At 36.1% G+C, this 15970-nt stretch carries 11 protein-coding genes and 2 pseudogenes; 8 read left to right on the top strand and 5 right to left on the bottom strand.

From position 1 onward, the window contains the following. The first annotated feature begins 307 nt into the window (after nucleotides 1-307). Together OPR43_RS02735 and OPR43_RS02730 are read left to right on the top strand one after the other, a co-directional pair. Complete coding sequence (locus OPR43_RS02735; protein WP_265035376.1) at nucleotides 308-1384, top strand: methyltransferase domain-containing protein; 1077 nt, start codon at nucleotides 308-310, stop codon at nucleotides 1382-1384. 58 nt (nucleotides 1385-1442) lie between these two features. Beyond that, entirely contained in the window at nucleotides 1443-3227 is a 1785-nt protein-coding gene (locus tag OPR43_RS02730) for a ribonucleoside-diphosphate reductase subunit alpha (RefSeq protein ID WP_265035375.1), read from the top strand. 187 nt (nucleotides 3228-3414) lie between these two features. Here OPR43_RS02730 and OPR43_RS02725 read toward each other — a convergent pair whose 3' ends face one another. From OPR43_RS02725 to OPR43_RS02715, 3 genes are all read right to left on the bottom strand, one after another. Further along, on the bottom strand, nucleotides 3415-5208 hold the full coding sequence (locus OPR43_RS02725; RefSeq protein WP_265034303.1) for a reverse transcriptase/maturase family protein: 1794 nt from the start codon (nucleotides 5206-5208) through the stop codon (nucleotides 3415-3417). A gap of 557 nt (nucleotides 5209-5765) precedes the next feature. Next, nucleotides 5766-7022 (bottom strand): group II intron reverse transcriptase/maturase, encoded by a 1257-nt coding sequence (gene ltrA, locus OPR43_RS02720; RefSeq protein WP_265034304.1) that lies wholly within the window; start codon nucleotides 7020-7022, stop codon nucleotides 5766-5768. Nucleotides 7023-7353: 331 nt separating this feature from the next. Further along, nucleotides 7354-7491 carry a hypothetical protein gene (locus tag OPR43_RS02715; RefSeq protein ID WP_265034535.1) on the bottom strand — a complete coding sequence of 46 codons (138 nt, stop codon included), beginning with the start codon at nucleotides 7489-7491 and terminating at the stop codon, nucleotides 7354-7356. Nucleotides 7492-7546: 55 nt separating this feature from the next. Between OPR43_RS02715 and OPR43_RS02710 the strand changes: the two are divergent. After that, nucleotides 7547-7723, top strand: a pseudogene (locus OPR43_RS02710) (transposase); the annotation flags it as partial. Nucleotides 7724-7886: 163 nt separating this feature from the next. On the opposite strand, the gene OPR43_RS02705 reads toward OPR43_RS02710, so the two are convergent. Then, nucleotides 7887-9572, bottom strand: coding sequence for an actin-bundling T4SS effector WalE1 family protein (locus OPR43_RS02705; RefSeq protein ID WP_265035374.1), 1686 nt, complete (start codon nucleotides 9570-9572; stop codon nucleotides 7887-7889). Nucleotides 9573-9735: 163 nt separating this feature from the next. On the opposite strand from OPR43_RS02705, the gene OPR43_RS02700 reads away from it, so the two are divergent. From OPR43_RS02700 to OPR43_RS02685, 4 genes are all read left to right on the top strand, one after another. After that, nucleotides 9736-9951, top strand: coding sequence for a hypothetical protein (locus tag OPR43_RS02700; RefSeq protein ID WP_265035373.1), 216 nt, complete (start codon nucleotides 9736-9738; stop codon nucleotides 9949-9951). Between the two features lie 74 nt (nucleotides 9952-10025). Continuing rightward, on the top strand, nucleotides 10026-11063 hold the full coding sequence (gene hflK / locus OPR43_RS02695; RefSeq protein ID WP_265035636.1) for an FtsH protease activity modulator HflK: 1038 nt from the start codon (nucleotides 10026-10028) through the stop codon (nucleotides 11061-11063). A 2-nt stretch (nucleotides 11064-11065) separates the two neighbouring features. Further along, nucleotides 11066-11938: a protease modulator HflC gene (hflC, locus tag OPR43_RS02690; RefSeq protein ID WP_265025752.1), complete on the top strand. Its 873-nt coding sequence runs from the start codon at nucleotides 11066-11068 to the stop codon at nucleotides 11936-11938. A 3-nt stretch (nucleotides 11939-11941) separates the two neighbouring features. Next, nucleotides 11942-13426, top strand: a complete 1485-nt coding sequence (locus OPR43_RS02685) for a DegQ family serine endoprotease (protein ID WP_265025754.1) — start codon at nucleotides 11942-11944, stop codon at nucleotides 13424-13426. Here OPR43_RS02685 and OPR43_RS02680 read toward each other — a convergent pair. Next, on the bottom strand, nucleotides 13401-14480 hold the full coding sequence (locus OPR43_RS02680; RefSeq protein ID WP_265035372.1) for an alpha/beta hydrolase: 1080 nt from the start codon (nucleotides 14478-14480) through the stop codon (nucleotides 13401-13403). The two genes, OPR43_RS02685 and OPR43_RS02680, sit on opposite strands and share 26 nt — an antisense overlap. A 60-nt stretch (nucleotides 14481-14540) precedes the next feature. Here OPR43_RS02680 and terL point away from each other — a divergent pair. Next, a pseudogene (gene terL / locus OPR43_RS02675) lies at nucleotides 14541-15963 on the top strand (phage terminase large subunit). Nucleotides 15964-15970 lie beyond the last annotated feature (7 nt).

Below are 15970 nucleotides of genomic sequence, written 5' to 3'. Positions count from 1 at the left end.
TAAATATTATTAAAATTGAATTGAGATTAAATTAATCTCTACCATAAAACTTGTCAAACATCTAAAAACTAAATTAATCTTTTATATATTATAACCTAACAAATAATATGTCAACGCCTTTTTGCACAAAACATTTACTTATATTATCAACAACAATATACTAGCAATCCTAAACAGTACAATCTGAGAAATATGCGGTAAACTTATATATACAGTAAAAATTAATGAAAAAGATATTTTGTAAGATAAAATGTGTTAAAATCAATTGCCTAAAAATGATAATGAACATTCGGAGTATTTCTAATGTATGAAAAGTAATCTCTCTTTTATAAAAAACGTTGCTTTAAATTGTATGTCTAAGCTCATTGGCGTATTAAATATTAAGAAAGTAAAACACTTCATTGTGAACAAATATAATACTCTTCATAAAGAAATGACAGTGCTTCTTGAAAAATCTAAAAACCTGTTAAATACCAACATTGAAATCGGTTTATATCACTTTTATAAAGGCAGCATATCAGATGCAAAGTTACGATTTTGGTTAATTAGCATATTTTACCCCCATCTACCTATAGTCTGGTATAACATCGGAAGGTGTCATTTTGCGGTAGGAAATACTAACAAAGCTTATAATTATTTAACAAAGACACTAAAATTAGATAGTGACCACGAGGAGGCGTCTTACTATATAAAAAAAATGACAAACTCAGCGCCTATTACAGAATTGCCAAAAAACCTCATAAGACAATATTTTGATTATACAGGTGAATATTTTGTTGAGCATTGGTTGATTGCTAAACAGTATAAAGGGCATGAACTTGTACACATGATAATTACAAAAATCTTCAACAACTCCACTTCTGAGCTCAATATACTTGACCTTGGTTGTGGAACTGGAATATGTGGTCATTTCTTGAAAATAAATAGTATTGGAAACCACATAACAGGAATTGACATTTCAAGTAGAATGCTAAATATTGCAAGAGGATGCTTTATAAAAGGTAAGCCTGTTTACAATGAATTAATACATATGGAAATGAAAGAGTTTCTTAAACAAGAGAAAAACCAGCAGTATGATGTAATTATCTTTGCTGAAGTGCTACATTATCTACATGACTTTCAAGAAGAGTTGGAATTAGCAAAAAGATCTACGAGCAAAAAAGGAGTTATTGTATGTTTAATAAGAAGAAAGGAAGGTGAAGGTATTGACTTTGTAAACAAAGGAGACTATTTTCGTCATTCAGAAAGTTATGTTCAACATGTTGCAAAAGAAATAAATATGCAAATAAGTTATATGAGTTACTGTAAAATATATGGCAGTCAGGTTGACGGTATCTTGTTTGCATTACAGCATCAACAAGAAAATCCGAAAAACCTAACTTAAAAATCGCTCAAAGTGGCTTTTAAGTATCTATATATAATAAAAGAATAAAAGGAATTTTATGAATAACATTACTATTAATTACGCAAAGGATAGCAAATTAACCGATTTTGGAAAAGCAGTTCTATCAGACAGGTATTTAATAGAAAATGAAAGTTATCAAGACCTCTTCATACGTATTGCCAATTACTACTCTGATAATAAAGAACATGCGCAGCGTCTTTATGACTACATGAGCAACTTGTGGTTCATGCCTTCAACACCAATACTCAGCAATGGTGGCACTAAGAGAGGGTTACCTATCTCTTGCTTTCTTAATGAAACCGAAGACAGCTTGCAGGGAATAGTTGACTTATGGAATGAAAATGTTTGGCTTGCTGCACGTGGAGGAGGCATAGGTAGTTATTGGGGAAATTTACGTTCAATTGGTGAGAGTGTAAAAGGCAGTGGTAAAACATCAGGAATTGTTCCATTTATTGTAGTGCAAAATGCTCTAACGCTTGCAATTAGTCAGGGATCCTTAAGGCGAGGAAGTTCAGCAGTTTATCTTCCTGTATTCCATCCGGAGATAGAAGAGTTTCTGGATTTACGTAAGCCAACAGGCGGTGACCCAAATCGCAAAGCGTTAAATATACATCATGCTGTAATAGTAACAGATAAATTTATGCAGGCTGTTGAGAATGATCAAGAATGGAATTTAATAAGCCCTCACAACAATAAGGTTATTTCAACTGTAAAAGCGCGGGATATATGGATCAAAATACTAACAGCAAGAGTTGAAACTGGAGAACCTTACATTATTTTCCTTGATGCAACAAATAACAATAAGCCAGAATCTTACAAAAAGCTCAACTTAGACATCAAGATGTCAAATCTATGCAGTGAAATAACTTTAACCACAGGTTATGATCACCTGAATAAGTCACGCACTGCTGTGTGTTGTCTATCATCCGTAAATCTTGAGTACTACGAAGAATGGAAAGACAATAAACTCTTCATAGAAGATATAATGCGTTTCCTTGATAATGTATTGGAAGATTTTATAAATAAAGCACCGAATGAAATGCAGCGAGCAAAATATTCTGCAGCCAGAGAACGCAGTATTGGTCTTGGTGTGATGGGTTTTCATTCATTTTTACAAAGCAAAATGGTTCCTTTTGAATCAGTAACAGCACAACAATGGAATAAAAAAATATTTAAGTATTTACGCGAGCAAGCAGATATAGTTTCTAAAAAATTGGCAGAAGAAAAGGGGGCATGTCCTGATGCCAAAGAAGTTGATCTAATGGAAAGGTTTACACACAAGCTCGCTATTGCTCCTACTGCCTCGATCTCCATTATTGCAGGCAATACCTCTCCTGGAATAGAACCATATGCAGCAAACGTATTCATACAAAAGACACTTACAGGCTCATTTGTAGTGCGAAATAAATTCTTGCAAAAACTATTAGCAGAAAAAAATCAAGACAATGATAAAGTATGGTCTTCAATTTCAACAAATGAGGGTTCCGTTCAGCATTTAGATTTTCTTAGTGAGCATGAAAAATTGACATTTAAAACAGCGTACGAGCTTGACCAAAGATGGATTATAGAACATGCAAGTGATAGAACTTCGTATATTTGCCAATCTCAATCAGTAAATCTGTTCTTACCTGCCAACGTACATAAACGTTACTTGCACAAAATACACATGCTTGCTTGGAAAAAAGGATTGAAGAGCTTATATTACTGCAGATCACAATCAATGCAGAGAGCTGACAAGGTTTCGCATGACATATTCAAAAAAAGTGAAATATTGCAACAAAAAACAGATATTGACTACGATGAATGTTTGTCATGCCAATAGTGACCTTATTCAGAAAAAGTAGAGAGAAAGTTAGGAGAGTAGACCAGGAAAACTTCCTTCCTGGCCCCTCGCAGAACCCTACGTGAGGTAGAGTGGGCAGCCAGCGAGTTACTTGTTAAGTACTTTTCCAACAACCCCTCTCCGAACCACGCATGATCGTTTCCGTATCACGTGGCTCTCCAATAATCTAACGTTTTAAGGAGTCACCATCATATTTTCCATATTGGATTTTCTTATGGCATTCATGACAAACAACAAGAGTTTTCCTCTGTCGTTCAATCATTCTCTTTTTCCATTCCGGTAGTTCAGTATTACGTTTACCTAGCAAATCAGCAAGTTTACGTACGTGATGTACTTCAATCTGCTCTTGTGATTTACATAATTCACAAGTTTGTGCCAATAGTCTTTGCTCTATTTCACTACGCTTATTCCATATTGGTATAAGGTTATCACTTATGCTTACCCATTTATTCCATTTTAGCGACACAGCACCAAAGTGTGTAATTAATGGTATCTTTGATGGTAAACGATCTACTCTGATTTGGATGACTTTTCGTTTTTCACCTTCATCGTTTTCAATCGTCGCACCAAATTTTCTATAAATTTTCCTGCAAGTTGTTTTGTATTTAGATGCTAAAGTCTTTACTAATGATACTTCCATCACATATTTCAGATAACTTAGTGTGTGAAGGTTGTAGGCCATTTTATAGTATTGTACAATTCCTCGATATTCAGTTTGATACTGAGCAACAATACTGTAAGCTGTATCAATTGTACGTTGAGGTAAATGTATCGGTTTACCACAACGCATATATTCAGAACACTTTTTCTGCTTTATATGATGTGGTACACGTAACCCAATACTACCGTTAATACATCGTTGTGTCCGATGATCATGTTTGTCATCTGCATGCAAAACATGTATTTCATAACCCAAAAAATTGGCTTTGCTATCACACGCATGTGTAATAAACGTTTTATCTTCATTAAGCATAAGTTTGAGCTCCTCATTGAGAAACCCAGCAATCTCATTCTTAATTTGTTCAGCTTCATTCTTTGGTCCTGCAAACCCTACCAGAAAATCATCAGCATACCTAACATACCAAAGACGTCGATAATTTAGATCGCAAGAATCCTTAGATGGCATACCCTGCACTAATTGACGCAGTTGTTTTGCTTGATCCCAGTTCCCTTGTTTTCTCATCATCGATACTTGCATGGTTAACCTTAAATATTTTGGATTTGTCCTTCTTCGCTTACCTCGGTTATTTGCTGGTATTAGTATATGCTCCACATGTTTATCTAACCGATCGAGTAATATGTTACTCAGAATTGGACCAATAATAGAACCTTGTGGTACCCCACTATGACTCTTATTGTACTTCCAATTTTCCATATATCCTGCTTTTAGCAGTCGATTGATTAGCTGAATAAAACGGTTATCTTGGAAGCTTTCACTCAGTATTTTCAACAACATAGTATGATCAATTGAGTCATAACATGCACTGAGATCTCCCTCTATAAACCATTTTGTACCTCTGCCTTTTTGCATTACTGCTCTTAATGCAGTGTGGCATCCACGCTTTGGTCGAAATCCATGTGAACATTCACTAAATTTAGGCTCATAGTAGGCTTCCAATATTAATCGGATTACTTCTTGAAGTAACTTATTTGACCATGTTGGCAACCCTAACGGCCTGCGTTTACCACTCTTCTTTAAAATATAGATACGTTTTACTGGTGTCCACCGATATCGCTCATAGCGTAAATCCTCTATGATTTTATCGATTTTCTCCAAAGACATACCATCAACTGTTTCAGTTGTCACACCTTCTGTCATAGCACCTTTATTACGACAAAGTTTGCCATACGCTCGAAGGTAAAGATCACTCTGATAAAGTAGGCGATATACGTTTTTAACCGGCAAATTTCTTTGTCCACGTTCACGTATAATGTTAAGTATTGTTTCAGCTTTCCGCATCTTGCGTACCTCCCAATTTCAACATTCAATTATCTGTCACCCTTTGCCCTGTATGTGGCTTTCCCACACTCCCCGGTGATTCGTTACTTTCACGACTACTACGATGACTCCGTAACCATAGAACTCGCGTTCCTTAGGTCATCCCATGTTCCGTCACTAAGAACTGTTCTAGATCAACTTAGGTTTTCCATTCATCCTCTTAAATAAGTTCACTACTTATCGTTCTACAGCCAGAATGTCACACAAACGAAAGTTTAATCTGTGCTTACCGTAGACATGGGGTTTTAAATGCGATACCCATGGATGTGAAGTCCCACCCCTGAAGATTAGAATTCAAGCAGTTTAGCTTTAACCATATTGATCAGGTGTTGCAAGCCGTTATCTTACACATCTTCAGATAACTCTCGCTTTACATACATGCTCTTGTCCTCCTTCCCTTTCGGGTTAAAGTTAGTTGTTCACCTCGAGGCCATTTATTCTGAACCCCGCTTAGCTCCGCTAAGTATTTCTTAATGCGTACCACGGCGCACACTCGCATCTCATAAAGCTCCCACTAATCATTGCCCTAGTCCTATACTTAATTTCCAGTGTACAAAAAGATTTGGTCTACTCTTTGCGATTCTTTCTAGTAACTTAGCTGCTTTGGTTTTATGCCCACTCAGCTTCTTATACTTTGTCTGAAACCACTTCCTGAGTTTCCTATTAAACATTCTTATTATGTCCTCTAGCGCAGTTATGTGATACTTCCCGTAATAGTTAAACCAACCCCTTAGAATTGGATTACATATTCGTGATATATCTTCTATTTCCAAGTTTGTTCTTCTAGCAAATTTCCAGCCTCTAATTTCTTTTCTCATCTTTTTCAAACTTTCTTTACTTACAGTCGGAGTAAAACTTACAAATAAACTACCATCTTTTCTATTTCGTACAAGTCTTTTTCGAAATTCGTACCCAAGGAATGTGAATGATACATTCTCATGATTCTCCTTCCGCTTTCCATCTTGACAATAGATAATTTTGGTCTTTGTATGTTTTATTTCCAATTTACAAATCTTCAGTCTCTGTTCAAGTTGACTCAAAATTAGTTGTGCTTGGTTCTTGCTTACACAATGTATAACACCATCATCAGCATATCTTGCCCACTTTATACTTGGATATTCTCTCCTCATCCATACATCAAAACTATAGTGCATAAATAGGTTGCTTAAGATAGGACTCACTACACCTCCCTGCGGTACTCCGCTGAGACGCTTTATCTTTGTTCCATCTTCAAGCTGTATATCTGCATCTAGCCATCTTTGTATGTATAAGAGAACCCATTTGTTTGCAGTGTGTTTTCTGACTGCTTTCATCAGTAGATTGTGGTCTATGTTATCAAACATTCCCTTGATATCAAACTCTATTAACCAATTTTGGTCGAAGCATCGCTTCCTGGTTTGTCCTATGGCATCTAATGCCGATTTATTTGGCCTATAACCATATGAATCTTCATCAAATACCTTCTCAAGCTCTGGTTCTAAAACACTTCTTACAACTTCCTGTGCTATACGATCGGAGACAGTTGGTATTCCAAGTGTCCTTGTCCCTCCATCTGTCTTAGTTATATCACAAGCCTTCACTGCGGGTGGAAAATAACTACCAGATGATAGCCTATTCCATAGCTTGTAAAGGTTCTTGCTTAAGTCTTGATCAAACTTTTCAATTGTTAGATCATCAATACCTGCTCCTCCTCTGTTTTCTTTAACTCTTTTATAAGCCAAAAACACTAGAGATTTTGGTATGTCAAAAGGCTTTGTTCGTTCAATCACTTTCATCCTCCTACAAGTTGAATGATTTACTAAAGTCGACTAGCTTAACCCCTTCGCTCCATGGTCATTACAACCACTTCTTCACTACTACGAGTTAATCCGCCCCAGTGATTTGTATCGCTACTCTAAAACTTGAGGATTAGCCTCTTGCTTATCTCGCTTTGCATCAAATCGACTGGTTCCTGCAGTTCCTTATCAAAGCCCAGATCAGACTCACGCCACCTTTATGCCGAACACCGCCTACACAGTAGTCAGGTTCCCTGTACGCTTTTAAGAGGAGAACGACTCACTCCCCCTTTCGATGTTCACTTCCCTTTTCGACACGTTCATCAGTGGTTCACTCACGTTCGTCTTTCTGATCCACACCTTCCAGCTTATATGCTGATTTTTCCTTAACGCTTATGACCCTATCTCTTAAATAGAGCCACTTAAGGTGGCTGCTCCTGAAAACCGATTTCGAAGGACCTTCCTTCATCTTCAATAAAGCTTCTCACAAACATTACTTTGTTTGTTACTGCAGCACACCGTCATTAATAGAGTCTTTTGGCTGTCATTTGTTGTACCTTCCAGCATATTTACCAGATTTGAATCCTATAGAACACTATTGGCATACCATCAAAAGTCGCCTCAGACCTCTAATGCACCACTATACAGACTTGCAGCTTTTAGTTGGTAATACCATAATGGAAATTTATCATTCATTTTAGAAACTACTATAGTTAGCGGAATCTATGCCGAGATACCGCGGCGGTGTGACGTAGAGCTGTACTAGCTATAGAAAATTTCTATGGTCAAACCTTCAGTTAGAAAAAACAAAAAAGGATGTTACTCGTTGAGTAACATCCTTTTAGAGAAAGTAAGTAGTTTTATTTATTTCGTTTTCACACTTGCAGGATGATGAACGCTATTTTCACCTACTTTCGTAGAAGGCTGTCCCACCAGTTCATTCAGATAACCTGTCTTTTTTAAGTCAGCTTGGGTTTTTGCCTTGCCATCTTCGTTAGTAAACATTGTGTGTGTTGGAGAGGAAGTTGGTGAATTGAATCCACTATCAGAACCATTACGATTACTCAAAGAACTCTGTGTAGATTCAGTTTTAGCACTTGAACTAAATTCTTCTAAGTTTTTCTCCATTGCTGCCCTAATTCCATCATTTAAAGAGTTCAGAGAGGGAATTCCAGGCACCTTTGGTGGATCAACTGGAGTAAGCTTAGAAGAACTACCACCTAAGCTACTAGATGAACTGCTTCTTCTAAGAAGATTAGGCTTGACTGTTGCAAAGTCCTGAGAATCTGAATAAGAGACAGTAGCAGTACTTCCAGTTCCTATAGAATTTAGTGAATTGCTTCTTGGTAGCTTCGGTGGAGCAACAGATAACGTGCCTAATTCAGAAAGAACTTGATATTTAACGTCAGTAGTTTCTTTCGGTGCTTTTTTACCCCCAAGCCATGATGGCATTTTTTCTCTAAATGAAGAAGGTGCTTTTACTTCTTTATGCTCCGCAGGATTTAACAATTCCGCTTCGCTGCTAGCAGTACTTTCAGTTCTTACAGAGTCTAGTGAACTGCTTTTTGACAAGCTGTTTTCAATAGATTGCGTTGAACCTTTTCTGATACCATACTTTCCTGCTACTTCATTAAGGTTCTCTATAGAGTTAGAAAGTTTATGCTCTGCTCTGCACTCTTTAACAATCCTCTTGATTTCATCGTGATGGTCAGAGAAAATTTCATAGAGATTGTTATCATCTTGAGCCAACAAATTTTGCAACTTCTTAGCGTCTAATTTATTGACAAAATCTGCTTGCTGTTTCAACTGATTGATCAACTGGTCCTTTTGGAAACCTGATTGACCATCAACAGAATAAGCTTTCTCTAATATTTTTTCTCCCAGCTTAGAAAATATTTCCTTAGTTAAAGCAGAGCTATTCATGGCTTTGTCTTCAAGAACTTCCTTAATAAACATCTCCTTTACACTATTGAAATTCCTTGTTTTTTCTTCTGTTTTCAAAACAACAGTTTGACCTTCGTTACCTATTGAATATGGGATGGCATCTAAACTAGACATACTTCCACTTAAATTACTTAAACTGCGCCCCATTTTTCCTAACGCAGCACCAGTTCCCTCTTTTGTTGCTCGTCCCACAGAACTTATAGCTCCTTTTACTGAATAATAACCTTCTCTTGCTTTTTCTGCAGAATATTCTGCTGCCTTTCTAATTTTTCCTGCAGTATATTCCGCCCCATCAACTGTTTTTTCTGCTGACCATTTGAGCCCTTTGAATGTGTATTCAACTGCTTTATAAGCAAAAAATAGAGTTAGGGCAACTATTGCACCTGGTACAGCAAGTGGTAAGGCAACTGCCACAATTGGAAGTGCTGAAGCAAATATCGCACCTGCTACACTTACTGCTAATATTTTTTCCTTTGAAGACAAATCAGAAGAGAATCTATCAAACATGTTGCTCTCTTTATTCTCAAATAACTTACTAAAAGTTCCAGCAAATATACTTTGTTGCTTCCCCTTAGAAACTAAATTTGTTTGTTTATCAGGTAACATTTTAAACCTCACTATTAATTAAATATATTATATTGTACACCTTCGATTCTTAAGTTAGTGTTAATTTGGCTGCCAGTATTTATTTGTCTTTGAATAATTCTGCTTGACATGTTTTTCGGAAGCGTAGAAAATTAGGTTAAGGGCTCTTCGAGCTAGAGTATTTATGAGGTGCACAAAAAGGATACCCACCCTTTTAATTATTGCAGTTTTAATAATAATGGTTTTGTTATCTCATTATTGTTCTCACCTTCACGAAGACGTAGTGCACTTAAAGAGTGACAATAAAGAATTCAAAAAAAAGCCAGAAAATTCCATAGAATCGACCATATTACATAGAGAAAAGGAAGTGTATGATCATGTTTTCCATCCTGATAATTAATTTATAAATAAAATAGTTTTGCATTTTCTTATAAGATGAGTAATATTAGCGTATTAATTATAGAATCAATCATTATGTTTGATGAGAATAATCCTTGGAATCCGGGAAAGAAATCGATAGGGAACAAAACTCCTAATAATGAAGATATTTTAAGTAAAGCTGTATCTGATATAAGGTTCTTTCTTAATGGATTAACCAGAAACAGGGGCAAAAAACCTTATTTCATCATTTTCATTATTTTGCTGTTCTATGCTTGCACTGGCTTTTATATTGTTCACCCCAGTGAAGAAGGCATAGAACTTACCTTTGGTAAATACTCTAACACAGAGATGTCCGGTTTGCGCTATCACTCCCCCTATCCTATTGGTAAGGTTTTTAAAGTAAACGTTAAGGAAGTAAATCGTGAAGAAATTGGTGTAAGCGGTTCTTATGGACGAGATACAGACCGTGGTGAAGGTGTGATGCTAACTGGAGATGAAAATATAGTCAACGTTAACTTCGAAATTCAGTGGCGCGTTAGAGATGCTAAGGACTATTTATTCAAAGTGCGGGATCATCAACCTGGTTTAAGCGTTAAAAACGCTGCTGAAAGTGCTATGAGGGAGATAATAGGTAAGAATACAATTTCTTTTGCACTGGAAGGTCAAGGGAGAGCCGAAATTTCCAGAGATACTAGAATTCTATTGCAGCAGATTCTTGATGGATACCAAATGGGCATAGAGATTTTATCTGTTCAAATGAAAAAAATCGATCCACCAGAAAAAGTAATTAGCTCATTTAGAGATGTGCAAAGTGCTCGTGCAGATAAAGAGCGTACTATAAACGAAGCATATTCTTATAGTAATGATATCATACCTCGAGCAAAAGGTGAAGCGATAAAGATAAAATTAGATGCAGAGGCATATGAGAATGAAGTAATAAATGAAGCAAAAGGTAATGCAAATCGCTTTTTATCTCTTTATGAGGAATATAGACAGAATCCTTCTCTCGTTAAGAATCGTATTTATCTTGAAACTATGGAAAATATTTTCAGTAAGGTAGACAAAGTTGTTGTAACTGATGATCTGAAAGGTATGTTTTCTTATTTACCTCTTACAAATTTAGGGAAATAACCATGAGTAGTAATATTAAAATCATTTTTGTTTCTGTATTTGTTGTTTTATTGATTGTTTTATCTAATTCAATATTTGTTGTACAAGAAACAAAGCAAGCTATAGTTATACAACTGGGTAAAGTTGTAAGGGATGTTAGGGAAAGTGGCTTATATTTTAAGTTACCATTCATAAATAGTGTAGAGTTTCTTGATAAAAGAGTTTTAGATCTAAGTCCTGATAAAACCCCAAGGGAAGTGATAACAGCGGATCAAAAACGTATTATAGTAGATGCGTATGCAAAATATAAAATAACGAATCCTGTTACTTTTTACCAGGCTGTGAGGAATGAATCAGGGCTGGTTAGAAGATTATATCCGGTTATAGAAGCACACATAAGAGAAAATATAGGCAGATTTTCGTTGATTAGTTTGCTGAATGAAAAAAGGTCAGAAGTCATGCAGTTAATTCAGCACGGAGTTTACTCTGAAGCTGAAAAATTTGGCATAGAAATAATAGATGTAAGAATTAAGAGAGCAGATTTACCAGAAGAAAATAGTTCTGCAATATTTCGCCGTATGCAAACTGAAAGGGAAAAAGAAGCAAAAGAAATTAGAGCAGAAGGAGAGCAAGCGGGGCAGGAAATTAGATCAAAAGCTGATAAATTAAAAAGGGAAATTATCTCCAGTGCAGTAAAAGAATCATATGAAACAAGGGGCCGTGGTTATGCTGAAGCAACTAGAATTTATAATGAGGCATTTAAGATTGATGAAGAGTTCTTTAACTTTTATCGCTCCATGAGCGCTTACAGTAAATCATTTGCCGAAAATAATACTAAATTTGTACTTTCACCAAACAATACCTTTTTAGATATTTTAAATAAAGGATGGAAATAATTTATGAAAAGTAAGGCATTTATTTTATCTATATTTGCATATTTTCTAATTGCGTTTTCTTCGCATGCTAATATGTTTGATTGGAATGCAAAAAAGGTCGTTGATGCTAGCACTACTGCATGCAACTGTAATCAAGGACTTGCCGATTTAGTGGAAGAACTCATTCCTGCGGTTGTAAATATTTCAAGCGAACAAATCATCAAACAAGAAAATAACAGCAGAACTAGAGTTCCATCTATGCCAGGAAATAATTTTTTTGATGATTTTAGAGAGTTTTTTGAGCACTTTGATCAGTTTTTTATGGATAGGGGCCCTAGTGTTAACAGAGAGGTGGTGTTGCTTGGTTCTGGGTTTATTATAGATAAAGGTGGAACTATAGTAACCAATTATCACGTTATTAAAAATGCCAAAGATATCACAGTTACTATGAACGATAATACTTATTTCAAAGCAGAAGTTTTAGGCTATGATGCAAGAACTGATCTTGCTGTGCTTAAGATTAATTCTGATAAAGATCTTTCTTCTGTTGCATTTGGTGATTCTGATAAAGCAAGGGTTGGTGATACGGTTATGGCAATAGGTAACCCATTTGGTTTGGGTGGCTCTGTAAGCACAGGAATTATATCTGCAAGGTCCAGAGACATTAGTATCGGCACTATGAATGAATTTATTCAAACTGATGCTGCAATTAATAGAGGCAACTCTGGAGGGCCATTATTTGATTTAAATGGAAAAGTTATAGGCATTAACACCGCTATCTATTCCCCATCTGAGTCTGGCGGTAACGTGGGTATAGGCTTTGCTATACCATCTAATTTAGCTATGTCAATTATTGACACATTAAAAAGTGGCAAAAAAATAAAACATGGTTGGCTTGGTGTGCAAGTTCAGCCTATAACGAAAGAATTTGCTGAGTCTTTGGGTTTAAAAGATACAAAAGGTGCACTGGTTGCAAGTATAGTAAAGGATAGCCCTGCAGAAAAAGGTGGAATTAAGGTGGGTGACATATTATTAGAATTTGATGATAAAAAAATTGATAGAATGACACAATTGCCTCAAATGGTTTCAAGAACTGAACCTGGAAAAAAAGTACAAATTAAGTTACTTAGAAAGGGCAAAGAGGTCAATATTAAGGTTGTGATTGAAGAATCTGCAAATGATGGTCAAGGTAATAATCAAGAAGAAAATAAATCAACATCCGATTACATAACTGGTTTAACTGTTTCAAACCTGCCAAAAGAATCAAAAGAAAGTAATCCTACAAAAGGTGTGATAGTTACTAATGTAGATAGTAACAGTAATGCCACGCTGCGTGGTATTAAAAAAGGGGACATCATTATCCAATTAGATGGAACCGATATAGAAAATATTAATGATTTTCAAAAACAAGTTGATTCAGCAGTAAAGAAAAACGGTAAAGATTCAATAATGTTGCTTATTTACCGCAATGGAAATCAATTCTTTACTTCGATAAAGTTGAAGAAATAGTTGACTCATAGCTACCTGCAGGGTGTCGGTTTGCTGCCGTAATATTTACTTTCGACATTGAACTTGTACAGCCAGAAAAATCTTCATAAAATTTACTTTTTCTAAACTCTTCAACTTTCTCTTCGCTGTTTAGTGAGCCACATTCAGCAAAGTATGAATCTGTCTTTTGAATATATAAACTGATTAATTCAGGAAAAGTGTAACTAACTTTGTTGGAAGATTTTAAACACTTAATAGGCAAGCCATGAATGCCCTTGTTAGTCCTTTTAGGATCAATACATTCATTATTTTTTATTAACATTGTATGTTGCTTGAAAAATTTCTCATTCTCTTCAAAACCTTCGAAGACTTCTTTTTTTTGGTAATTTTTCTTTCTACCATTTTTTTCTATTCTTTCTATTTTTGTTGCAAGTTGCGCTGATTGTTTGATTGTCTTATCTCCTTCGCGATTAAAGTACATCGTATAAGGAGTAATTGAATTTATGATTTTATGTGTCTTCCAATGACAACCAAAAATCTTTAGTACTAATTTGATTATCGGAGCAAGAAGAATTTTTAATTTTGCTATAAAACCAAAGTAGTAAAGAGAGGCTTGTTTGAGTGAACTAGCAGCGTTGCTAACAACACACCTCAAATGTATATCATTATTTTTAAAATTTTTATGAACCTCTGCAGCTACATGTCCGCCAAAGCAATCCCCAAATAATATTATATTATCCGGCTTTATACCATTTTTTAACAAATCAGTGACAACTACAATGCCTGATTCAACTCTATCGTTACGAAACGTAAAAGAGTTTTTGCTCTTGCCCAAGCCAGGATAGTTAAAGAGATGTACAGTAATTCCTCGGTCTGTTGCCCATTGCCAATTTTGCAAATCCAACTCTTTGGATTTTACAATACGATTCCCTCCACCTACAAAATAGACTAGATGCTTTCCATTCCGTTGATCTACATCTTTACTAGGCATTATTATCTTTTGGATTTTCATCCCATTTTGAGTTCTTACAAACTCTTCCTTAGTTTGTATTTTAATTTCTCTTGTTTCTTTCACGTCTTAACTCTCACTACATCAATTTCATAATACATAAAATCTTTAAAAGAGTCAATCCTCATGAATAAAATCAACTTTCTAAAATTCATTGAACTGTGCTTTCAAACGGTGGTGCCGGGATGTGAGTATAATGATTATCAGTACATAAAAGTCATAGAAGACAGGCTGAAAGCAGCGAATGCTGGCGAAGTAAGGCGCATAATATTCAATATGCCTCCGCGTTCAATGAAGTCCATATGTGCTAGTGTTGCGTGGCCCGCGTGGATACTGGGAAATCAGCCGACTGCAAGAATAATAGTTGCAAGTTATTCTCAATTGCTCAGCGAAAAGCACTCGCTTGACACCAGGTGCATAATGCAATCTGATTGGTATAAAGAACTATTTCCAGAGGTAAAATTATCCAAAGACCAGAACACTAAATATAAATTCCAAACAGTGCAGAGAGGATTTAGAATCGCAACATCAGTTGGAGGGACGTTAACCGGTGAAGGTGGAGATTTCATCATCGTGGATGATCCGCTTAACCCTGCTCAAGCTTTGAGTGAAACGTTTAGAAAGCGTGCCACAAACTGGTTCGATCAGACTTTGGTAACGAGGCTCAACGATAGAAAAAAAGGAGTAATTGTGCTTGTTATGCACAGGCTGCACCTGGAAGACTTAACTGGGCACCTCTTATCCAAGCCAAAAAACATATGGCATCACATTTGTTTGCCAATGATTTCTGAAAAAGTGGAGATAATCGACTCAATTACGACACAAGAAAAAGGTTTATATTCAAGAGAAGAGAATGAGTTATTATATCCCCTCGAGGGAGGAAGAGAAGAAGTTGAGATGATAAAAGTTGAACTCGGGAGTTACGCTTTTGCTGCTCAATATCAACAAAACCCCCTGCCGCTTTCAAGTGGTATAATAAAACAAGAGTGGCTAAAGCGCTATAAAAATTTCCCTGATAATCTCTCACATGTAACTCAAAGCTGGGACACTGCAGTTTCAACAAACGATTCCAGCGACTTTAGTGTCTGCACCACCTGGGCAAAAATAGATAATAAATTCTATTTACTTGATGTATATCGAGCAAAGCTTGAGTACCCAAAGCTTAAAGAGCAAGTTCTGTCACTAGCTGCAAGATGGGCACCACATGCAATTTTGATTGAAGCAAAAACGAGTGGTCAGCAATTAACACAAGAGCTAAAGGCAAATAGCGATCTACCGATTATTGAAATTGTGCCACACAATGACAAACTCACTCAAAATTGTTCCGGTGATAGAGTCTGGCAGGGTTTTTTTGCCACAGCAAGCGGTATGGCTCAGCGATTTTGAGTACGAAATTTTAATGTTCCCAGAAACTCGCCATGACGATCAAGTGGATAGTACCGTACAATATCTGCAATGGATGAGAAAAACTAACACCAGTGCTTTCAGGGTCAGGGACTTTGGCCCCAACCCTAATAAAACGCTTAGATGGCTTAGAACGGTGGATTAGATCAAAT

It is taken from the genome of Wolbachia endosymbiont (group A) of Apoderus coryli, from assembly GCF_947251615.1.
Classification (GTDB): Bacteria; Pseudomonadota; Alphaproteobacteria; order Rickettsiales; family Anaplasmataceae; genus Wolbachia.
This window is presented reverse-complemented; position numbering and strand designations above follow the sequence as displayed.

Bases quoted from the DNA above. Each gene is read 5' to 3' on its own strand.
- OPR43_RS02735 (WP_265035376.1), top strand. From the start codon at position 308: ATGAAAAGTAATCTCTCTTTTATAAAAAACGTTGCTTTAAATTGTATG.
- OPR43_RS02730 (WP_265035375.1), top strand. From the start codon at position 1,443: ATGAATAACATTACTATTAATTACGCAAAGGATAGCAAATTAACCGAT.
- OPR43_RS02725 (WP_265034303.1), bottom strand. From the start codon at position 5,208: ATGCGGAAAGCTGAAACAATACTTAACATTATACGTGAACGTGGACAA.
- ltrA (WP_265034304.1), bottom strand. From the start codon at position 7,022: ATGAAAGTGATTGAACGAACAAAGCCTTTTGACATACCAAAATCTCTA.
- OPR43_RS02715 (WP_265034535.1), bottom strand. From the start codon at position 7,491: ATGAAGGAAGGTCCTTCGAAATCGGTTTTCAGGAGCAGCCACCTTAAG.
- OPR43_RS02705 (WP_265035374.1), bottom strand. From the start codon at position 9,572: ATGTTACCTGATAAACAAACAAATTTAGTTTCTAAGGGGAAGCAACAA.
- OPR43_RS02700 (WP_265035373.1), top strand. From the start codon at position 9,736: ATGAGGTGCACAAAAAGGATACCCACCCTTTTAATTATTGCAGTTTTA.
- hflK (WP_265035636.1), top strand. From the start codon at position 10,026: ATGTTTGATGAGAATAATCCTTGGAATCCGGGAAAGAAATCGATAGGG.
- hflC (WP_265025752.1), top strand. From the start codon at position 11,066: ATGAGTAGTAATATTAAAATCATTTTTGTTTCTGTATTTGTTGTTTTA.
- OPR43_RS02685 (WP_265025754.1), top strand. From the start codon at position 11,942: ATGAAAAGTAAGGCATTTATTTTATCTATATTTGCATATTTTCTAATT.